Origin of the sequence: Aquiluna borgnonia, assembly GCF_013283855.1 — a bacterium.
Classification (GTDB): Bacteria; Actinomycetota; Actinomycetes; order Actinomycetales; family Microbacteriaceae; genus Aquiluna; species Aquiluna borgnonia.
Map to the genome: position 1 here is coordinate 1075770 of NZ_CP054056.1, position 20568 is coordinate 1096337.

The 20568-nt window shown below is 54.2% G+C and carries 21 protein-coding genes, 1 tRNA gene, 1 other RNA gene and 1 pseudogene; 8 read left to right on the forward strand and 16 right to left on the reverse strand.

The window, feature by feature from the left end:
* Positions 1-19: 19 nt before the first annotated feature.
* Complete coding sequence (locus HRU87_RS05555; RefSeq protein ID WP_173493930.1) at positions 20-733, reverse strand: hypothetical protein; 714 nt, start codon at positions 731-733, stop codon at positions 20-22.
* On the reverse strand, positions 730-1638 hold the full coding sequence (locus tag HRU87_RS05560) for a TadA family conjugal transfer-associated ATPase (protein ID WP_173493931.1): 909 nt from the start codon (positions 1636-1638) through the stop codon (positions 730-732). The genes HRU87_RS05555 and HRU87_RS05560 overlap by 4 nt, the downstream gene beginning before the upstream one ends.
* A gap of 292 nt (positions 1639-1930) precedes the next feature.
* On the opposite strand from HRU87_RS05560, the gene acs reads away from it, so the two are divergent.
* Positions 1931-3904, forward strand: coding sequence for an acetate--CoA ligase (acs, locus tag HRU87_RS05565; protein ID WP_173493932.1), 1974 nt, complete (start codon positions 1931-1933; stop codon positions 3902-3904).
* Between the two features lie 53 nt (positions 3905-3957).
* Here the strand turns inward: acs and HRU87_RS05570 are convergent, their stop codons facing one another.
* Entirely contained in the window at positions 3958-4416 is a 459-nt protein-coding gene (locus HRU87_RS05570; protein WP_173493933.1) for a RidA family protein, read from the reverse strand.
* The gene (gene sp36, locus HRU87_RS05575) at positions 4417-4569 is read right to left on the reverse strand and encodes a Sp36 family protein (protein ID WP_173493934.1); all 153 of its coding nucleotides are present in this window, start codon (positions 4567-4569) and stop codon (positions 4417-4419) included.
* 41 nt (positions 4570-4610) lie between these two features.
* Here sp36 and HRU87_RS05580 point away from each other — a divergent pair, with 41 nt between their 5' ends.
* Together HRU87_RS05580 and HRU87_RS05585 are read left to right on the forward strand one after the other, a co-directional pair.
* The gene (locus tag HRU87_RS05580) at positions 4611-7157 is read left to right on the forward strand and encodes a transglycosylase domain-containing protein (protein ID WP_173493935.1); all 2547 of its coding nucleotides are present in this window, start codon (positions 4611-4613) and stop codon (positions 7155-7157) included.
* On the forward strand, positions 7148-7975 hold the full coding sequence (locus tag HRU87_RS05585; protein WP_173493936.1) for a metallophosphoesterase: 828 nt from the start codon (positions 7148-7150) through the stop codon (positions 7973-7975). The genes HRU87_RS05580 and HRU87_RS05585 overlap by 10 nt, the downstream gene beginning before the upstream one ends.
* Here the strand turns inward: HRU87_RS05585 and HRU87_RS05590 are convergent.
* The 8 genes and pseudogenes from HRU87_RS05590 to HRU87_RS05625 form a co-directional block, all read right to left on the reverse strand.
* Positions 7972-9039, reverse strand: coding sequence for an aspartate-semialdehyde dehydrogenase (locus HRU87_RS05590; protein ID WP_173493937.1), 1068 nt, complete (start codon positions 9037-9039; stop codon positions 7972-7974). The two genes, HRU87_RS05585 and HRU87_RS05590, sit on opposite strands and share 4 nt — an antisense overlap.
* A gap of 4 nt (positions 9040-9043) precedes the next feature.
* Positions 9044-10309 carry an aspartate kinase gene (locus tag HRU87_RS05595; RefSeq protein ID WP_173493938.1) on the reverse strand — a complete coding sequence of 422 codons (1266 nt, stop codon included), beginning with the start codon at positions 10307-10309 and terminating at the stop codon, positions 9044-9046.
* 52 nt (positions 10310-10361) lie between these two features.
* Positions 10362-10958: a recombination mediator RecR gene (recR, locus tag HRU87_RS05600; RefSeq protein ID WP_173493939.1), complete on the reverse strand. Its 597-nt coding sequence runs from the start codon at positions 10956-10958 to the stop codon at positions 10362-10364.
* A 281-nt stretch (positions 10959-11239) separates the two neighbouring features.
* A pseudogene (gene dnaX / locus HRU87_RS05605) lies at positions 11240-12652 on the reverse strand (DNA polymerase III subunit gamma/tau); the annotation flags it as partial.
* A gap of 49 nt (positions 12653-12701) precedes the next feature.
* On the reverse strand, positions 12702-12935 hold the full coding sequence (locus HRU87_RS05610) for a YgaP family membrane protein (RefSeq protein WP_173493941.1): 234 nt from the start codon (positions 12933-12935) through the stop codon (positions 12702-12704).
* Between the two features lie 84 nt (positions 12936-13019).
* An RNA gene (gene ffs, locus HRU87_RS05615) (signal recognition particle sRNA small type) lies at positions 13020-13115 on the reverse strand.
* 28 nt (positions 13116-13143) lie between these two features.
* Positions 13144-13974 carry an alpha/beta fold hydrolase gene (locus HRU87_RS05620; RefSeq protein ID WP_173493942.1) on the reverse strand — a complete coding sequence of 277 codons (831 nt, stop codon included), beginning with the start codon at positions 13972-13974 and terminating at the stop codon, positions 13144-13146.
* Positions 13975-14027: 53 nt separating this feature from the next.
* Positions 14028-15566 (reverse strand): aldehyde dehydrogenase family protein, encoded by a 1539-nt coding sequence (locus HRU87_RS05625; protein WP_173493943.1) that lies wholly within the window; start codon positions 15564-15566, stop codon positions 14028-14030.
* Between the two features lie 156 nt (positions 15567-15722).
* Between HRU87_RS05625 and HRU87_RS05630 the strand changes: the two genes are divergently transcribed.
* Positions 15723-15810: transfer RNA gene (locus tag HRU87_RS05630), tRNA-Ser, on the forward strand.
* A 129-nt stretch (positions 15811-15939) separates the two neighbouring features.
* Here the strand turns inward: HRU87_RS05630 and HRU87_RS05635 are convergent.
* Entirely contained in the window at positions 15940-16161 is a 222-nt protein-coding gene (locus HRU87_RS05635; RefSeq protein WP_173493944.1) for a glutaredoxin family protein, read from the reverse strand.
* A 26-nt stretch (positions 16162-16187) separates the two neighbouring features.
* The gene (locus HRU87_RS05640; protein WP_173493945.1) at positions 16188-16541 is read right to left on the reverse strand and encodes a sulfur reduction protein DsrE; all 354 of its coding nucleotides are present in this window, start codon (positions 16539-16541) and stop codon (positions 16188-16190) included.
* A 76-nt stretch (positions 16542-16617) separates the two neighbouring features.
* Between HRU87_RS05640 and HRU87_RS05645 the strand changes: the two genes are divergently transcribed.
* The 3 genes from HRU87_RS05645 (at position 16618) to HRU87_RS05655 (ending at position 18382) form a co-directional block, all read left to right on the forward strand.
* Positions 16618-17184 carry a TetR/AcrR family transcriptional regulator gene (locus tag HRU87_RS05645; RefSeq protein ID WP_173493946.1) on the forward strand — a complete coding sequence of 189 codons (567 nt, stop codon included), beginning with the start codon at positions 16618-16620 and terminating at the stop codon, positions 17182-17184.
* A 113-nt stretch (positions 17185-17297) separates the two neighbouring features.
* A complete protein-coding gene (locus HRU87_RS05650) occupies positions 17298-17654 on the forward strand; it encodes a thioredoxin family protein (RefSeq protein WP_173493947.1) in 357 nt (118 codons plus the stop codon).
* Complete coding sequence (locus tag HRU87_RS05655; RefSeq protein WP_246247229.1) at positions 17654-18382, forward strand: cytochrome c biogenesis CcdA family protein; 729 nt, start codon at positions 17654-17656, stop codon at positions 18380-18382. Before HRU87_RS05650 ends, HRU87_RS05655 begins: the two co-directional genes overlap by 1 nt.
* A 173-nt stretch (positions 18383-18555) precedes the next feature.
* Here the strand turns inward: HRU87_RS05655 and HRU87_RS05660 are convergent, their stop codons facing one another.
* Both HRU87_RS05660 and HRU87_RS05665 read right to left on the reverse strand, forming a co-directional pair.
* Positions 18556-19266, reverse strand: coding sequence for a DUF4386 family protein (locus HRU87_RS05660; protein ID WP_173493948.1), 711 nt, complete (start codon positions 19264-19266; stop codon positions 18556-18558).
* Positions 19266-19799: a hypothetical protein gene (locus HRU87_RS05665; protein ID WP_173493949.1), complete on the reverse strand. Its 534-nt coding sequence runs from the start codon at positions 19797-19799 to the stop codon at positions 19266-19268. The genes HRU87_RS05660 and HRU87_RS05665 overlap by 1 nt, the downstream gene beginning before the upstream one ends.
* 32 nt (positions 19800-19831) lie before the next feature.
* On the opposite strand from HRU87_RS05665, the gene HRU87_RS05670 reads away from it, so the two are divergent.
* Complete coding sequence (locus HRU87_RS05670; protein WP_173493950.1) at positions 19832-20488, forward strand: TetR/AcrR family transcriptional regulator; 657 nt, start codon at positions 19832-19834, stop codon at positions 20486-20488.
* Positions 20489-20568: the final 80 nt, after the last annotated feature.

The window sequence follows — 20568 nt, forward strand, 5'->3', positions numbered from 1 at the left end:
GTGTTCCTTTCTTTGTTTGTTAGAACCCGATGCCAATGAACATCGGGACGACTGTGAGAATTAGAAAAGCAGGCAGCACCGTTACCGCCATGGGAACCAGCAGCGAGATGCTTAGCTGACGAGCCTGCGAAATAATCTGTTGGATTGCCCTAGCGGAGGTCAGCTGAATTTCACTTTCAATCAAACGCCCAAGGGGTGCTCCGCTGGTCCTCGAAAGCTCAATTAGCTCGGCCGCCTCAGAACCCAGTGCCGAGGCACCGGCGCGCAGTGGCTGGCCGCTTTGAATCGCAAGGCTTAGGCGCATCAGCCCCATGGCTGGATGGCTGCGCTTTTGCCTCAGTGGTAGAAGCATCCGACCAGACCACCGAATGCCCAGCAAAATTAGACCCCCGGCCAGCAACCCGGCTATCAAACCGACCGGCGTAAACAAGGCTGGGATGGTTTGAAAGCCAGAGAACTGGCCCAGCAGGATTGAAAACGCTGGCAACCACAGCAGTAATTTGCGGGTAGCCAAGGGCACAGCATTTGCCTGCTCAAGCTCACCCTCGAATCTTGATAATTCGATTTCAAAATCAACCAGCGCTGCTCCTACTTTGGACAGCGGGGCGCCTAGCTCGACACTTTCAAGAACAAGATTTGAAATTTCACCCTCCGGTAGCGGGCTCAGCTTGAGCGACTGGGAAACGGGGACTCCAGCCTCAACCAGCGCGATGAATTTGCCGAGTGAGCTCATGGTCTCACCCGCTGAATCTCATAGCCTTCACCGGTAAAGCGGCCAATTTCAACCAGACGTCGAGCCCCGTCGACACGGTCGAGTTGAAGCACCAGGTCAAAGGAGCTGGTGACCAATTCGGTTGTCAGTTCCGGTGAGAGACCTGAGAGTCGACCCAGCATCTGGAGCCGAGCCGGGAGAGAGTCCAAATCTCGAACGTGCAGCGTGGTCATGGTGCCGCGGTGCCCATTGTTCATGGCTTGTAACAGCACTCCAAACTCTGCTCCGCGCACCTCGCCCACCACCAATCGATCAGGTCGCATGCGCAGGGCTTCGATCACCAGCTGATTTAGGCTCACCGCGCCAAGCCCCTCCTGGTTGGCAACCCGCTCGGTTAGTCGGATGGCAGGAGCTTCAAGGTAAAGTTCTGGAACTTGCTCAAGACAAATCACCCTCTCGCTCAACTGCGCCAATAGCGCACCAACCAGTGTGGTCTTGCCGCTGGAGGTGGCGCCGCATACGGCGATGTTGCTCTTGTTTGCAAGCTCGGAAACGAGAAAATCCTTTTCGGAACCTGAGATCATGTCCGCAGAAACCAGATTTTCCAAGGTGATCTTTTTCCCGGCGTGGCAGCGAATCGAGACCAGTGGCCTGGTGCTCACCCCAAAAGGTAAGGCTGCGTGAAATCGATGCCTTCCGATTGTGAAGTCGGAAATGGGGCGGGACATATCGATGCGATTTCCGGTTTGAAAGCCAAGCTCAATCAAAGCTTGGGTTAGCTCGGCATCGGTCTCAAAGCTCGAACGCGTTCTCATCAGACCCGAACCGGTATCGGCGTAGCAGTGCGAGGCTCCATTGAGCACAAGGTCGGTGAGGCCGGGCTTGGCCAGCAGGGTTTGCCAACGCTGGTCCAGTGCTATTTCCATTCCGCAAGGGTTGCTTAGGAAGTCACTTTGAGACCCGAGGGAAAACAAATCTGTGGAAAAAGAAAGGGCCGGCAGGTTTGGGGGAAACCTGCCGGCGGGCGCCTGCCGCATGGGGGGACGCGACAGACGCAAAACTGACCTAAGTCAGTAAAAAGATTTTACGTGGAAAACCGACCATTTGTCCCCCAAATGGAGAATTTCGATGATTAATTATCAAAAACCAAACAAGGAATGAAATTTGTCTTCTTCAAATCTGGCATTATGTTCAACGGTCAACATCTGGAGGACAATGATGTCTGTTGAGCATGAAATTGCTAATTTGCTGCACGAAACAAGGCGTTTCGAGCCAAGCAAAGAATTTATTGAAACTGCTGTCGCAAGGCCAAGGCTTTACGAGAAAGCCAAAGAGGACAGGTTAGAGTTTTGGGCCGATCAGGGCCGCAAACTCCACTGGCACAAGCCTTTCACTCAAATTTTGGACTGGTCAAACGCTCCCTTCGCAAAGTGGTTCCACGACGGTGAGCTCAACGTCAGTTACAACTGTTTAGACCGTCACGTTGAAGCTGGCTGGGGAAAACGAATTGCTCTTTTCTTTGAGGGTGAGCCGGGCGACTCAAAGGTTTACACCTATCTCGACCTGCTAATCGAGGTTAAGAAGGCAGCCAACCTGCTGATCAAACTTGGCGTTCAGCCCGGAGATCGAGTTGCCATTTACATGCCCATGATTCCCGAGGCCGTAATTGCCATGCAGGCCGTGGCTCGAGTGGGCGCAGTCCACTCGGTAGTCTTTGGCGGTTTCTCAGCAGACTCATTAGCTTCGAGGATTCAAGACGCCGAAGCCAAGGTTGTTATCACCGCGGACGGTGGCTACCGCAAAGGTAAAGCGAGTGCGCTAAAGCCTGCGGTAGATGAGGCACTCGCTGATAACCGTTGCCCCTCGGTTGAAAAAGTTCTGGTGGTCAAGCGCACCGGGGGCGAAGTCTCCTGGGTGAAGGACCGCGACCTGTGGTGGGAGGAAGAGCTCAACCTCGTTGATCGCGAGCACGAGGCCCAAGGCTTCAACGCCGAGCACCCGCTGTTTATTCTCTACACCTCAGGCACCACCGGTAAGCCCAAGGGAATCCTGCACACCACTGGCGGCTACCTAACCCAGGCGAGCTACACCCACAAAAACGTCTTCGACCTGCACGAGGGACAGGATGTTTACTGGTGCACGGCTGACATCGGTTGGATCACCGGTCACACATATGTGGCCTACGGCCCCATGGCTAACGGAGCCACTCAGGTGATCTACGAGGGCACACCAGACACCCCGGACTGGGGTCGCTGGTGGGACATCGTTCAGAAGTATCACGTGAACATCCTCTACACCGCCCCAACCGCAATTCGCAGCTTCATGAAGATCGGTCGCAGCGTTACGACCCACTACGACCTCAGCTCCATCAGGGTGCTCGGCAGCGTGGGAGAGCCAATCAACCCCGAGGCTTGGATGTGGTACCGCGAGGTAATCGGATCCAACAAGGCTCCAATTGTGGACACCTGGTGGCAGACCGAAACCGGAGCAATCATGATTTCTCCGCTACCGGGAGTCACCGCCACCAAACCGGGCAGCGCCCAGGTGGCCCTTCCCGGTGTTGAGATCAAGATCCTTGATGACGATGGTGCTCCGGTGGGCAATGGCCACGGCGGTCTGCTGACCATCACCGAACCCTGGCCCTCGATGCTTCGCGGGATTTGGGGAGACCCAGAGCGCTACAAAGAGACCTACTGGTCAAAATTTGACGGCAAGTACTTTGCTGGCGATGGTGCGAAATTTGATGAGGACGGCGACATTTGGCTGCTTGGCCGAGTTGATGACGTGATGAACGTCTCAGGTCACAGACTCTCCACCGCCGAGATTGAGTCCGCACTGGTTTCCCACCCGTTTGTTGCTGAGGCAGCGGTGGTTGGCGCCAAGGACGAGACCACCGGTCAGGCCGTCGTGGCATTCGTGATCCTCAAGCGCTCCTCGGAGGCTGAGGTCGGCAGTGACCTCGACACCTCTAAGGTGTTGCGCGATCACGTGGCCAAGGAGATTGGACCAATCGCAAAGCCCAGAACCATTTTTGTGGTTGCTGAACTTCCCAAAACTCGATCCGGCAAAATCATGCGTCGCCTGCTGCGCGATGTAGCTGAAGATCGCCCCATTGGAGACGTCACGACCTTGGCTGACACCTCGGTAATGGACACCATAACCGGCCGTATTTCTGCGGGAGCAAACGACTAGCAAAAACAAAAATCCCCCGCCGACCGTCAAAGTCGGAGGGGGATTTTTATTTGCTACTCAAACTCAACTATTAGCTCAACCTCAACCGGTGCATCCAGCGGAAGGACAGCAACTCCCACTGCGCTTCTGGCGTGTGAGCCAGCTTCCCCAAACACAGCTCCGAGCAGTTCGGAGGCCCCATTGACCACACCGGGCTGACCGGTGAAATCTGGGGTTGAAGCTACAAAGCCGACCACCTTCACGATTCGCCTGACTCGCTCAAGGTCACCGATGGCAGCCTTTACGGCAGCGATTGCGTTCAGCGCACAGCGCTGCGCAATCTCTTTTCCGTATTCCGGGGTGATCTCGGCGCCCACTTTTCCCGTGGCCATCAGCTGACCATTCACCAGGGGAATCTGGCCGGCGGTGAAGACTAGATTTCCTGAGATTACTGCCGGCACATATGCGCCGGCAGGAGTTGCGACCGGCGGGAGCTCGAGTCCAAGCTCAGCGAGTTTTGCCTCTGCGCTCAATTACTCCACCGCCTTTTTGAAGAATGCAATTAGGCCACCCTGGGGGCCTGTAATGACCTGAACCAGTTCCCAACCCTGAGCGCCCCAGGTGTTCAAAATTTGAGTTTCTTTGTGCAGCAAAAGAGGGGTTGTAACGTACTCCCACTTGGTCATTTTCAGCTCCGTTTCAGGGTTTGGCAGGTAACCTAGAGTCTATGTCCGGAAAGAAAAGTTCTTCCGCGCTGACAAACCTACTCAAATTTGGATTGTTCAGTGCCATTGCCGGTGTGCTCTCGGTTGCAATTCTGGCTCCGCTCGCGGCGGTTGCTGGCGTTGCTGCAACTACTGGAGTTGGTGCATTTGAAGGACTCCCCGCCTACATCAAACCGGTCAACGCTTCTCAGGCATCGGTTATCTATGCTCTGCGCGATGGTAAGCCGGTAAAGATGGCGGACTTCTTCCACGAAAACCGCGTGGAGATTCCATTTGAGGAGATGTCCGAGAACCTAATCAATGCCGTGGTAGCGGTTGAAGATCCCAGGTTCTACGAGCACGGCGGTGTAGACATAATTTCACTGCTTCGAGCCACTCTAACTAACCTGGCAACTTTTGGTGAGGGGCCGGGCGCCTCAACCATCACCATGCAGTACGTGAGGCAGTCCCAGGTTGAGGCCGCAAACCTCACCAACGATGCCGAGGCAATTGCCGCCGCCACCGAGGTTTCGGTGGCCAGAAAATTGCGCGAGATTCGACTGGCGATTGCGCTTGAGAACGAAGTTTCCAAGAAGGAAATTCTTGCCGGATACCTAAACCTGGTGTTCCTTGGAAATCAGATCAACGGCGTTGAAACTGCGAGCCAGTACTACTTTGGGATTCCCGCGAAGAAGCTAAACGTGCCGCAGGCTGCCTACATTGCAGCAATGCTGAAATCCCCGAACGACTACAAGCCAGACGAGTCTGAAAACCTTGAGCGCGGCATCGGAAGACGTAACTACGTAATCCAGGCCATGGCAGATGAGGGGTACATCACTCAGGAGCAGGCCGATGGCTACAAGGCTTCGCCCATTCAAACCAAAATCACCAAGACTCAGCAGGGCTGCGAAGCCAACCAGACCACGGCATTCTTTTGTGACTACACCGTGTGGACCATCAGAAACGCCCCAGAATTTGGCGTCACGCCCGAAGAGCGTGAAATGCTTTTGCGCCGCGGTGGCTTAGAGATTTACACCACCCTGGACCTAGATGTTCAAGAAGCGGCCTACCAGGCAACCATGGAGATGTTGCCTCCTGAGAATGAGTGGGCTTTTGGAACGGCATCGGTTTCTGTTGAGGTTGGGACCGGCCGTGTACTGGCCATGGTGCAAAACCGCTACTTTGACCAGTCAGAAAACCCAGAAGCCGGCCGCACCTCTGTGAACTTCAATACTGACAAGCCGTATGGTGGTTCGTCTGGCTTCCAGCCAGGCTCCACCTACAAGGTGTTCACCCTTGCGGAGTGGCTCAAGAACGGTTACACCCTGGGCGACCACGTTGATGGCCGCATCTACACCGGCGAAGACATTGACTTGGACGGACTGCCAGATGAGGTAAAAATCTGGAATGTCGAGAAGGACTTCCGGGCCAGCTGCGGTGGCGTGGTCGGGCTTTGGGAAGTAAACAACTCGGGCGATAAGACAATTGACGACATTTCAATTCGCCAGGCCGTTGTCACCTCCCAGAACACCGCATTCGCCGCCATGGCCTCGAAGCTTGACCTCTGCGCAATCAGGGACACCGCAGCAGCATTTGGTGTGCACCGAGCCGACGGTGAGGAGCTACTTTACGTTCCCGCCACAATCCTTGGCACAAACGAGATTGCTCCGCTAACTATGGCGGCAGCCTACGCGGGAATCTCAAATAACGGCTTGGCCTGCTCCCCCGTTGCACTAGACCGAGTCGTGCTGCGGAAAACCGGCGAAGAACTCGAGATTCCAAAAACCATCTGCAATCAGGCTGTTCAGCCTGAGATCGCCCACGCCATGATTGACGCCATGAAGGGCGTGGTTTCCGGTGGCACCGGTGCCGCTGCAAACCCCGGAGACGGCACCCCGCTTGCCGGTAAAACTGGAACCACTGACAACCGAATTCACACCTGGATGAACGGCTTCTCGACGAAGGTCGCGACGGCAACCTGGGTCGGAAACGTTTCGGGCTTGACCTCGCAGTCGGGAAAATCCGTCGATGGTCGAGCTGTGTCAACCATTCGACACTCGATCTGGAAAGCAATCATGAGCGAGGTCAACCAGCGCTACGAGGGATCTAAGTTCCCAGATGCCCTACCCCGCTACACCTCTGCGACCATGCTTCCGGTTCCACAAATTCAAGGATTCGACTTGGATTCCGCCAAGGCGACTCTGATTACCGGTGAGCTCAATGTTGCCGTTGCACCCAGGGAAGTCGCAAGCTCTCAACCGGCTGGAACAGTCGCATACACAATTCCTGAGCAGGGTGAGATTGTCCCGCGCGGAACCATCATCAACGTCTACATCTCGGCAGGCGGAAAGGCTGTTGTGCCGAGTGTCAAGGGGCTTGAACTGAGCGTTGCCCAAACCGCCCTCGAATCCATGGGGCTAACAGTCTCCCTCCCTCAGGCTAGCCAGTCACAGATTGAAAACTGCGATCCAAACATCGCCGATGGTTTGGCTTTTGGAACCCTGCCAGCTGCTGGAAGCGAAATCGCGGCGAACAGCGCAATCGTGCTAATCCCAAATAAATGTGGCTAGCAACTAACGCAGGTCCGTTTCACACCAAGCACATTGAGCTCTCGGTAGGCATTGGCAAACCCTTGCGCATTCTGCACATTTCTGACCTTCACTTTGCGCCAGGGCAGAACGCAAAGGCGAACTTTCTCAAAGAGTTGGCTGAGCTGAAACCTGACCTTGTGGTGAACACCGGAGACAGCCTCGGGCACGAAGATGCAATAGGCCCGACCCTAAATGCCCTGGCTCCCCTGTTGAAATTTCCGGGTGTCTTTGTGAACGGCTCCAATGACTACCGTGCACCACAACCGAGAAACCCACTGGGCTATTTTTTGGGCCCCTCCAAGGTGCGCGAGGAGCGCGATCTTGACACAGCAAGTTTCACTGAGGCCCTCAAAGCCGCAGGATGGCTGGGTCTCAACAACCAATCCGGGACATTGGAGGTAGCCGGCAGCCAAATCGGCTTTCTAGGCCTCGATGACCCTCATGAGAACCTGGATGATCTTGAATCGCTAACCCTCCAGAAAGAGGAAACCAAAGACTCCGACTTGGTTTTAGCCGTCGCCCACGCCCCATACCTTCGGGTGCTGGAGGCCTTTGCCAAAAACGGAGCCGCTGTGGCGTTTGCCGGTCACACCCACGGCGGTCAGGTTTGCCTGCCGGGCCAAAAGGCCCTAGTCACAAACTGCGACTTGCCAACCAAATACGCCCAGGGCCTCAGCGGCTGGAAGTTTGGCGAGCGAGAAATTCTCGCCCACGTCTCTGGTGGTATTGGCTGCTCAATTCATGCTCCGCTGAGGGTTTTTTGTCCGCCCAGCGCAACACTGCTCACCTTGAATTAGGCAAGCTCCTCGGCAACCAACTGAGCAATCTCGTAGGTGTTTAGGGCTGCGCCCTTGCGGAGGTTATCCCCGACCACAAACAAATCGATCGAGTTTGGGAAATCCTCGGTCTGGCGAATACGACCAACAAATGTCGGGTCCTGACCGACTACGTGGGCAGGAGTTGGAAACACTCCATTGGCTGGATCATCCATCACAACAACGGTTGGCTGTTTCTCAAGCTCTGCCCGAACCTCATCGACACTCAGCGGATTGGCAAAGGTGGCGTGGACAGCCAGCGAGTGGGACACCTGCACCGGAACTCGAACGCAGGTGGCTGCGACCTTGAGGTCCTTAATTCCAAGAATCTTGCGGCTCTCATTGCGAACCTTAAGCTCCTCCGACGAGTGGCCATCCGCCTTCATAGAGCCAGCCAGTGGAATCACGTTTAGCGCAATAGGCACTGGCCATGGTGAGTCTGATTGGATAACTCCTGATTCTGCGAGGGTTGCAGAAACGTTGTTGGTTGCCAGCCCTGCCTCAGCATTTTTGGCAACCGCAGCGATCTCCTGCTGCAATCTTTCAATTCCCGGCGCACCCGCTCCCGAGACCGCCTGGTAGGAGGAGACCACCAGTTCAGTCAGTTTCCACTTGCGGTGAAGTGCACCGATTGCAGCCATCATTGTGAGCGTGGTGCAGTTTGGGTTAGCAATAATTCCCAGTGGCCTGCTCTTGGCAGCAAAGGGGTTTACCTCGGGAACCACCAGAGGAACCTCGGGGTTCATTCGGAAAGCTGCGGAGTTATCAACGCAGACCACACCCTTGGCAGCTGCTATCGGAGCCCAAACCTCAGAGACCTCATCTGGCACATCAAACATCGCGATGTCGATGCCGTCAAAGGCCTCCTCGCTAAGCGCGACAACCGTGCTCGGTTGCCCGTGAACCATAATCTGCTTTCCAGCGGAGCGAGGCGAAGCAATCAGGCGAATCTCTCCCCAGATGTTTTCCCTCGAGTTGATGATGTCGATCATCACGGTGCCGACGGCACCGGTTGCACCAACAAGGGCAAGGTTTGGCTTTGACATCTAATTACCTTCCGGTTCCGGCGTAAACGATCGCCGTGTCGGCGGAGTCGAGCTCAAAGGCGGTGTGAATTACCCTAGTGGCCTCCTTGAGCTGGTCAGCTCTGGTTACAACAGAGATGCGAATCTCGGAGGTTGAAATCATTTCGATGTTGATGCCTGCGCGAGCGAGAGCGCCGAAGAGCTTGGCAGAAACACCAGAGGAAGTCTTCATACCCGCTCCGACAATTGAAAGCTTGCCGATTTCATCGTCGTAGGAGATGGACTGGAAACCAACCTCATCCTGCTTGGCCTTTAGCGCCTCGACCACCTTGGGGCGGTCTGAGTGGATCAGGGTGAAGGAAATGTCCGATAGGTGATTCTCGGTGGTGGAGACGTTCTGGACGATCATGTCGATGTTGGCCCCGGCTTCGGCAACGATCTGGAAGATCTCAGCTGCTTTGCCGGGACGGTCTGGCAAACCGATAACGGTGATCTTGGACTGGGTATCGTCTGCTGCTACGCCTGAAACAATTGGCTCTTCCACGTCATCTCCTGGCTGGTTGGTGTAAACAAGGGTGCCCGGGTCAAGGCTAAAAGTTGAACGAACCCGAAGCGGAACCTGGTGGCGCCGCGCAAACTCTACTGCTCGAATGTAAAGAATCTTGGCTCCGGAGCTAGAGAGCTCGAGCATCGAATCGATGTCAATCTGGGCCAGCTTGTGAGCCCTGGGGACGACTCTGGGGTCTGCGGTGTAGACACCATCAACATCTGAGTAAATCTCGCAGACATCAGCATTGAGTGCCGCTGCCAACGCAACCGCAGTGGTGTCAGAACCGCCGCGACCAAGAGTTGTGACATCACCGGTTTGGAATGAGAAGCCCTGAAAACCAGCGACAATTGCAATCTCGCCGTCGGCCAAGGTCTCTTTGATTCTGGTTGGTTCGATTTTGGAAATTCGTGCGCTGCCGTGGTTGGAATCAGTCGAAATTCCAGCCTGGTAACCGGTGAAAGACTTTGCCCTACCGCCCATTTCCTGAATGGCCATGGCCAGCACAGACATCGAGATGCGCTCTCCCGCGGTCAACAGCATGTCCATCTCGCGGTTTCCGCGGTTTGAGGAAACTGAGTTGGCCAAATCGATTAGCTCATCGGTGGTGTCACCCATGGCCGAGACTACGACAACAACCTGGTTGCCTTCAGCCTGAGTCTTGAGGACGCGAGCAGCGACATGTTTGATCTTCTCGGCGTCAGAGACGGAAGACCCACCGAATTTTTGCACGATTAGTGCCAAGGGGCGCTCCTTGGAAACAGGGGGGATTTGCCTTGCGGCATGTCCGCCAATTCTAGTTGACTCGGCGCCTTCCCTCAAAGGCTCGACCCAAAGTCATATCGTCCGCGTATTCCAAATCGCCACCCACCGGTAGGCCGGATGCCAGCTTGGTGACCGAAATCTCCATGGCGCCCAGCAATCTGGTTAGGTAGGTCGCAGTCGCCTCACCCTCGAGATTTGGGTTAGTGGCGAGAATCACCTCGCGGATCCCAGGATCGGCCAGCCGCTTCATTAGGTCTTTGATGCGAAGCTGATCCGGACCAATGCCTGAAATTGGGGAGATGGCCCCGCCGAGCACATGGTAGAGACCGCGGAACTCCCTGGTGCGCTCAATGGCGTTTATGTCCTTTGACTCCTCAACCACGCAGATCACCGAAAGCTCGCGCTTAGGGTCAGAGCAAATGCCGCACTTAGTTCCCTCGGAAACGTTGCCGCAAACCTCGCAGAACCGAACCTTCTCTTTGGCCTCTCGAATCACAGCAGCAAGCTTTGAAGCGCTGTCATTGTCTGTTTCAATGAGGTAAAAGGCGATTCGCTGAGCGGACTTTGGGCCCACCCCCGGGAGTCGTCCGAGCTCGTCAATTAGGTCCTGAACTATGCCGTCATACATCAGTCTTGATCACCCTTGATTGGAGTTGCTCCGAGCACCTCTCGCAAGAAGAATTCGCCGGCCTGTTCATCTTCCTGAATGGGCTGAACGATAACCTCGGTCTTAGGTTCCTGGGCCTCAATCTCCTCGGGAGTAACGAACTCCTCCTCAGGGGTGGGTTCGATTACCGGAGCGGAAACGACGGTAGGAACCTGATCGGCAACCTTGGCGCGGTATTTCACTATCACGCCGTATTTATCCTTGATGACCGTCCGCAGCACCTCAGAAGCACCCTGCGAGTTCTTGAAGGCATCGACGTCACGCTGAGACTGGAACAACAAGGTCAACACCTCGTCTTGGTAGTCCAAAACCTTTGTGGTGAAGGCAACTGCCCAGGCCGAACGAGACTTCTTTGCAAGGGCATCAAGAATCTCACCCCAGCCATTTTTGAAACCAGAGGTTGAGGCCTCAGCGGCCGCAGCTACCGGTTTCTGAACGGGGGCGGGAGCAGCCACAGAGGCGGCAGGAGTTTGAGTCGGCTTTGCAGCAGGGGCGGCAGCCTCACTGGTCACATTTGCTGCTGCCGGTTGGGCCTTGCGGATTACCGGGGCCTCTATGGCAGGAGCTAGCACCCTGGCGCAGAGCAGCTCAAGCTGCAACCTTGGGTTTGAGGCAGCAGACGTATCACTGAGTGCTCGAGCGGTAGCTTCGGCGGTAGCGGTTAGCTGATTTAGTCCAAATCGGTTTGCCTGAATCGTGAGCAAATCAAACTGTTCGGGACCTAGCCCTCGCAGGATGGCCCTTGCTCCATCGCCCAGCGAGGAGACCAGCATCAGATCTCTGATGCGCTCCAGCAGATCCTCCAGGAAGCGCCTGGCGTCCTGACCCGATTGAATCACCTTGTCCACCGCCGAGAAGGCCTTGGCAGGGTCAATCTCACTAAATGCGTCAATGACCTCGCTCATCAGCTGGTCGTGGGTGAAACCAAGCAGGTTTACTGCGCGCTGATAGGAAATCTCTTTGGAGTCACTGCCTGCAATCAATTGATCCAGCAGGCTCAGCGCATCGCGAACCGAGCCGCCTGAGGCACGAACGACCAAAGGCATCACGCCACCCTCAGCCGAGTAGCCCTCGGTTTCCAGCAGTGAGGTGAGGTATTCGAGGAGTTCGCCCGGCGGAACCAATCGAAACGGGTAGTGATGGGTTCTTGAGCGAATTGTGCCAATCACCTTGTCTGGCTCTGTGGTAGCGAAAATGAACTTAACGTGGGCCGGTGGCTCTTCAACGATCTTTAGCAGAGCGTTGAAGCCTTGGGTGGTAACCATGTGTGCTTCGTCCAGGATGAAGATTTTGTATCGGTCTCGGGCTGGCGCAAAAATAGCCCGCTCTCGCAAGTCACGGGCATCGTCAACACCGTTGTGACTTGCTGCATCAATCTCGACGACATCGAGTGAGCCCGAGCCACCTCGAGCAAGATCAACACACGATGGGCACTTGCCGCACGGGGTGTCGGTTGGCCCCTCGGCACAGTTGAGGCAGCGCGCCAAAATGCGAGCCGAGGTGGTTTTTCCACAACCTCTCGGACCGGAAAAGAGATAGGCGTGGTTTACCCGATCGGCGCGGAGGGCTGACATCAGCGGCTCAACTACCTGGGTTTGACCAATCAGCTCGGAAAAGGATTCCGGGCGATATCTGCGGTAGAGGGCGGTACTCACGCAGTTAGCCTAATTGCTCGCCCAGACTTTATTTACAAGCTGTGGAGGGTTATTTCTTTAGGTTGTATGAGGGCATGGATTTGAGAATCTGCTCCTGCTTTTTCCACTCCGGGAACATCAGTCCGGCAGGACAGTAGTTCATCACCGCTGTCCCAATCATGAACAGTCCCAACGGCAACCAAGCAAGACTCCAGCCCATCCCAACCAAGGCGATTGTGACTAGGAGTGCACCCATACCACCGCGCAGCAGTCGTCCCCAGGGGCCCGACATGAAACTGATCATTTTCCGATTAGCGGGGGTAAGTTTTATTTATTCTCCTCAGTCCAATAAATAGAAACTCAAACCACTGAGACTGCTTCCCGGAAATAAAGGGACCCCCCGTGCACCCGCCAGAGCTCAGGTACCCTTGCTACCTCTCGGTCCTGGGGGATTAGCCAAGATGACGCCACACGGGGAGTCGCACAGAAGTCTATTCGTTCCAGAAATGAAACTAAACCCTGGCGAGAAGCCAATCCAGGAGGTCCGATACCGCTTGATCCCTCACAGTGTCATTTAGCAGCTCGTGGTAGGCGCCCTCATAAAGCTTCAGATCTTTATCAACTGAAGCAATCTCCTCGGCCAACCGGACGCTGGCGCGGTGATCGGTCGAGGTGTCGGCGGTGCCGTGCATGATCAGAGTAGGCACCTTCCAATTTCCAGTGTTTCCCCACACCTCATCTGAAACCTCAATCACACTCTTTGCAACCAGGTTCTTAGCTTTACCTTGGAAAAACATCGGGTCTTTGGCGGCCGCATCGACCACGGCCTGAACGCGACTGAGTGCTTCCAGCCCTGGCCTTGGAAGCGGCATCGGGGCATTTGGCAAGAGCTTGCCCAGAGCTTGGGATAACGCACGCTCCCAACCCTGCGAGGGCAAGTGAAGGGCAGAGCTGCCAATCACAGCAGCCGCAACGTTGGCGGCATTGCGATTTAAACTTCCCGCGGTAATCAAACCTCCCAGGGAGTGACCGTAGAGGACTGTCGGGAGGTTGTTGGCAACTAAGATTTCTCGTGCTTTGAGGTGCAGCCAAACTGCGACCTGCAAATCAATCAGGCCCCGCTCCCCTGCGCTTTTGCCGTGACCGGGAAGGTCAAAGGCATAAACATCGATATCGAGCTCATTGAGTCTTGGGATAAGGCTGCTGTACTGCTCGACGTAGCGCTCGGAATACTCACCAAGCCCATGCTGCAGCAGGAGTTGAGCACGCGGGCTCGCCACGGTCCAAGAGAATGTTGCGATGTCTGGGGCCAGGGAAATCTCAGCCCTGTTGAATTTGCTCATGCCTCAACACTAGAACTAGGAACTGTGGATTCTGGGAAATCTTGGCTGTGGTTTTAGGCCACCTCTGGATACCTCGAACCGTCTCCGAAGTTGCCGTAGAGCGGACCGTCTCCCTCTGTGACAGATTGGACCAAAAGGTCGCCTCCCACAAAAGCGCCCCGCCAGCTAGCTCCTCGCCCGCCAAAGATTTCCGCCTTGTCACCGCGGGAACGGGGCTTGTTGACTCCAAACTTAAAGGCCTGAGACTCCTCTTTAACCCTGGCGGCGAAGGCAGCGTCATCGCTCGCAACTGAGCTAACCAAGTTTCCATTTGAGACGTTCATGGCTGAGATCAACTCAGCTTCAGTGTCCACCAGAACGATTGAATCAAGCGGACCAAATGGCTCAGAGTGGTGGATGGACCAGGCCTTGGGAGGATCCAGTACGGTCATGGGTGCCACATATGCAGATTGGTCTTGGCCCTCCAAGAACCTACCGCTGGAAAGCGAGCTCCTATAGAGAGGTATCCCACCTCGATCGACAGCCTCATCAAATGCCTGTCGCAGCTCAGCCGCTTTCTTGGCAGATATAACCGGTCCAAAGTGCAGATCGGGGTAGTCATCAGTTTCGTTTTCCACCGCAAGCGGATGTCCGAATTTCAAAGAACCCAGGACTGACTGGTACATCTGCAAGAACTCAGGGAAGAGCCTTCGCTGCACCACGTACCGCGGGTATGCGGTGCAGCGCTGTTTGGCATACTCAAACCCCTTGGTCAGGTGGGCCGCAAGCTCATCCCAGTTGCTGTAGTTCCAGACACCCCAGGAGTTCAGCCCCTCCTGCTCCAAAATGTGACGCTTAGCCAGCGACTTCAGTGAGCTGGCTGCGGCTCTTCCATTGTTCCGGCCACCCACGAACGCCAATGCGCCCAGTTCCGGCGAACTCACCAGGGCGGGCGCAAGTTCCGATCCAGAACCTGAGACCAAAGTAACCGGCAACCCCGCCCTGGCCATAAGTGCGTGGGCCAGGGTTAGGGAGTGAAACCCACCCTGGGTTGGGGTCTTGGCTATCACAGCGTTACCAGCCAGCAACTGCACCAACTCCGCATGCACCAGCACACTCAGCGGGTAGTTCCAGCTCGCAATGTTAGAGACCGGACCGGGGAGCGGTGTACGCCCGGTCATCTGGCGGTCGATTTCACCGAGGTACCACTGCACACCTTCAATCGCTCGATCAACATCCGCACAGGCCAGCTTCCAAGGCTTTCCGATTTCCCAAATAATCAACTGAGCCAGCAAATCCCTGTGCTCACTCAGCAGCTCCAAGGCCTTTGAGACTCTAATCTTGCGCTCCTCGAGCGAAGTCTTGGACCACTGGGCATCCTGCTTCACCGACTGATGAACAGCATCCTGCACCTGCTGCAGGTTCAACATGGCCGGGCCAACAATTTGAGAACCGTCAATCGGGCTGAAGTGAGAGATCGATCTTCCAGCCGAAGACCATTCACCGTCAATCAGATTTCTGGGGGAATGTTCCCCGAAGGCCTCGGGGGCAGCAATTCTTGCCTTGGCATAGATTGAGGCGAAGTCAGTGTCTTTTTTCAGGGTCAGCTTCATTGATTAGAAAACACTTCGCGCTCCAAAGCACTTCCTGTCAAAGATTACGGATTGGAAACAGTTGAACTCGCAAATAAGAGCAACACATTCAGGACGTTGCGGTTCCGCAAATTTCCCGTTCGGCACCGAGCGCTCAATTGGGCTAAGCTGTCCCACGGAGAATTCGCCTAGTGGCCTATGGCGCACGCTTGGAAAGCGTGTTGGGTGCAAGCCCTCGGGGGTTCGAATCCCCCATTCTCCGCCAAATCCGGACTCAGTCCCACGACCGTGAATCTATTGGTCACGCAGATCAAGCCCGAATCCCCCAAACAGACATAGCTTTTAGAAAGTGATGTCTGTTTGGGGGATTTAGTTTTAGCCGATCGCTGGGGGCTTAGGCGTGCAGCTTGGCTAACTTGTCGACTCGATGTCCAATCCAGAACTCGTCTTCAGTCACGACTGTCGGGGTGCTCTGCGAACCAAGCCTTGCTAACTCTTCTAGAGCGGATGGAGACTTTGTAATGTCTACATCGGTGAACTCAACGCTATTTCTGGTCAGGTATGCCTTGGTGTCCTCGCAAGCGTGGCAGCCAGGCTGTGAATAGACCTTGATCATTGTTTTCTCCTTTGGTAGTTTGCGGGTTAGAAGTTCAAAATGGTGTAGCCGGCAGATACAAACTTTCTAACCGAAGCTTCGCCTTCAAAGTCGGTTAGTAGCGGATAGCCCGCGTCTACGATGGCGTCCTTGACGCTGTGCGAAGTGGAGCAAAAAGAGCATGCTCCCTCAACGCTTGACTTGATTGCCTGAAGAATTGGGTTGAGCTTGCTGGAAGGGTCGCTTACAGCGGCTAAGGTTTCAACACCCGATCCGTCAAAAACAACTGCAACTTCGTCGCCAGCCTTGACAAATTCCAGGGCGGTTTTTAGACCGCGGTAGGCACGGGACAAGTCTCCGGTAATTGGCTCATAAATGAAGACTGCGACTTTATTGGACAAGAAAACTCCTTAGAATTCAGTAGGTAGACAGATTTGTCTAGTTTTACTATACAGACCTGTCTGGTATTGTCAAGTCATGTCTGCAAGAGAAAAGATCCTAGATACCGCCACTGAGTTGTTCTACAGGCGCGGGGTGAACTCCACCGGAATCGACCTGATCATCGCCGAGGCGGGCATCGCCAAGGCGAGTCTTTATAACAACTTCGCTAGCAAAGAAGAACTCGTTGCGAAGTATCTAGAGCGAATCCGACTTGAGTTTGAATCAAGCCTCGCCCGGGCTATTGAAGATCAGGGAATGATGCTGGCTATCCCATTTGATTTACTAGAGAAGTCAGTAATCAACGGTGAGTTCTTCGGTTGCCCTTTCACTAACGCTCTGACCGAGCTGCCTTCCAGCGAATGGGTTCGAGTGGAAGTGACGAAGTATCGCAAGGCAGTTGAGAGCTACTTTTCCAAAGTGGCTCCTAAAGGAGTTGTTCCGCAGCTAATGCTGGTTTACGACGGTGCCTTCACTAGCTGCAAGCTGAACCCGAGTCGCTCTCAGGTTGCAACTGCAAGAAAGCTCGCTCAACAGCTAGTGGACATTGCCGCCGGCGGAGAATCCCAAACCAATTTTCAACAGAAGGGTAGATCCAATCCATGAACAAAAGCCAATCCAAGTTTCTTACAGTTTTCACACTGGGGCTAACCACTCTGCTACTAGTATCCTGTGCGGCTGCTGGACCTGTTGCTACAAACAACGAGCCTGATAACTCAATGTCTGAGACACCAAGTGCTGCAGAAACAATCAATGAATCAGCTGGGGATTTCATTTCCTACGAAAGCTTTGTCACCTCCGGAGATAAATACTCAGATTCAAAGGTTGTTCTGTTTTTCAATGCGGTCTGGTGCTCAACTTGTCAGCAAGCCAGAGAGAACATAGAGGCAAGCCTTGGCGAGATACCGCAGGATTTGGCAATAGTCGTGGTGGATTTTGATGATTCCATCGAACTCAGAAAGAAGTACGGCGTGACCGTCCAGCACACTTTTATAGAGATAGACAGTTCCGGAGAACCCTTGGGCAAGTGGTCAGGTAGCGTGACTGTTGATCAAATTGTGGCGCAGCTCTCCTGATGCTAATTCTTGGCGCATTGATTGCGGGGGTACTGACAACCCTGGCTCCGTGTGTTTTGCCTCTGCTGCCAATTATTGTCGGGGGATCGCTGGGTAAACCATCCGTCGAGGCGAGAAGGCGCGCCTACCTAATTACGGCATCACTTGGTGCATCAGTCATCTTGTTCACTCTTTTACTTAGGGCAACCACTGCCTTGATGGATATCCCGCCAACCGCTTGGCAGTGGCTCAGTGGAGTAATTCTTATTGCCCTTGGAGCTGTGTCAGTTTTCCCGAAAGTATGGGATAAAGCCTCAGCCAGACTTTCGCTTCAAACCAATAGCAATAAGCAGTTCGTAGCAGCTCGTGAAAGAGGCGGAACCCTTGGGGCTATCCTCACCGGTAGTGCTCTGGGTCCGGTGTTTAGCTCCTGCTCCCCTCTATATCTCTATGTGATTGTCACCGTGCTTCCGGCTTCTTTCGGAGAGGGGATGGTTTTGCTTGTTGCCTACGCGATTGGACTCTGCGGGACACTTCTAGTCATCTCCCTACTCGGACAAAAAGTAATGGGTAAAGCACGCTGGCTAGCGAACCCGGATGGCAACTTCAAGAAAGTTCTCGGGGTAATTTTCATCCTTGTTGGAATCGCAGTGATTCTTGGGCTTGACAAGGATCTACAGTTTTGGTTCATCCAATACTCGCCGATTCGCCTTTGGGAGCTAGACAAGGGATTTGTTCCTGTCGGATAGAGCCCACCCCTACCCTGCCTCTTGAAAATGCGATTATCCGTGAGTCCTGATGGCGTAGAAAGATGGCGTAGAAAGTGATTTGGCACACCCTAACCCAGTATTCAGGCGGGCAAGAGAGCGGTAGTACGAATCCTTCATTCTCCGGCATTTCATCATTTGCCGTGCACGTGCCGCTATCCCGCTATCTCACCAATCAAAATTGAGACACCTAATACAACTAGCCAGAGCGACCACGCGACATAGACGAACGGGGTTATTGCTCCTGCTAGCGACCAACCGTCGGGTTCGTTTTTTCCCACGAATTCAAAGGAACAGAGCACTAGAAGCAGGCCAATAAGAACACCTGCGATGCCGGATGCCAGATACCAACCGAAATGCGTTTCAGAATTCAAAGTAATCAATGCTCCACCCAATGTGGCAGTCCAGATACCCGTGAACAGATAGCCAAGGTGTTCACCCACTGCGACGCCGAGGTATCGATTGAACGACTGGAAGATCAGGTCGATCGTCTGAAGCTTCTGATCGTCTGCATTCTCAGCCTCACGTGCCAGATGAGGCACCATGAACGGCCACCTAACGAGGCCTAAGAACTGAGTGAGAGATGCCAATAGCCCCAAGGAGGCAATCAGTGCGATAAGCCAAGTTTCAATTTCGAGGATGAATGCCACCAACACCGCAACTAATCCAAACAGCAAGGCTGACATCGCGAATAGCCACCAGGTTTTGACTAGGCGAGATCCGCCAGCACGGAATATTGCAAGCACAATTTCAGTCGGCTGTCTAAGAATTTCGGGATACTCAAACTGCTTTGCTAGTGATGCGAAAGTCCAGTTGAAGAGTATTGGGACGAATATTAGAAGGAGACCTACAACCAAGGTCAACATCAGGATTTTTCCTTTCTAGCCAAGAGTCGATTAACAAAAAATGCCATTGCGGAAGTTGCCACGATTGCGCCCGTTGAGCCAAAGATGGCATAGTTCGCATCAGCATCCACAATCACATTTGCACTGATGAACCATGCTCCACCCCAGGCAACACTCACGATTCCAGACCACATGAGATTCACTCGAAGAGGATTGCGTTGACTCGACGATTGGGCAAAACCAACGATCGACCCCGTAATTAGCCCCCAGATGGTTAGGTCTACGATCGTCGTTGAAAAATTGATTAGCGCCCAGGCAATTGGACTGGCAATCATGAGAGCAAGAGCTGTGGTCCAAACCCAATCAAAGGTCAGGCGCAATGGTCTTAGCGCCCACCACTGGGCAACTCCAAGCAAAGCCCCTACGTTTGCCCCAGAGACCGCAGCGGCGAGAGGGTCCCTAATTGGCCCGAATGCAAGTGTGGCTAGCAGACCTCCGAGTGGGAAGGCTAGGAATGTCGGTACCCAGCGAAACAGTAATTGAGTGAAGCTCATGAACAACCTTTTTATAGTGTACAATGTAAACTATGGCATCAACTAAGGAATTGCAAGTGCCAAAACGAAGGGCAAGAAATTCTCTTTCCGAGGAGCTGATTCTCGACACGGCCCTAAGGATTGTGGCGGAAGGTCAAACTCTTTCTATTCGTTTCGTTGCAGATAAATTGAACTGTTCCCCTATGGCTCTTTACAGACACTTTCCAAACAAACAGAGCCTGGTTCTGGCGCTTATTGATCGAGTCATGGAAGAAATGCCACTGAATCCCGTGGGTGAAACCTGGGAAGAACGAGTGTTATCTTGGGCATCTAGCCACCTGCAAACACTTCAGGCGAATCCGTGGGCAATATCCTTGCTAATGGAGAATCCAGACCCGGGACGCAATGTTCGCATGACTGGAGAGACTCTCCTCCGAGAACTGGGTGCAAGCAAACAACCTGAGGAGCGAGTAATAGCGACCTTCAGTGCAATACTTGCGCTCAACTACGGATGGGCTGGCTTCACTTCTAACGCTAGAACTTCAGCTAGAAGAACGAAATCTATAGTGAGCCTCGGCTCGCGCAATCCCAGCGCACAAGAGCTGCCAGTCACCGCACGCTACTGGACACAGATTACAAAAGTTGGTACAAGGGAACAGCACCTGGTTGCCGTTAGCTTGCTAATCTCGGGATTAGTGGTTAATGAATAACCTAAGTAGGTGCCTTCGAATCCCCCATTCTCCGCCAGCAACTCCCTTGATTTAGAGCCTTAGAAAGCCCTTCTGAGAGG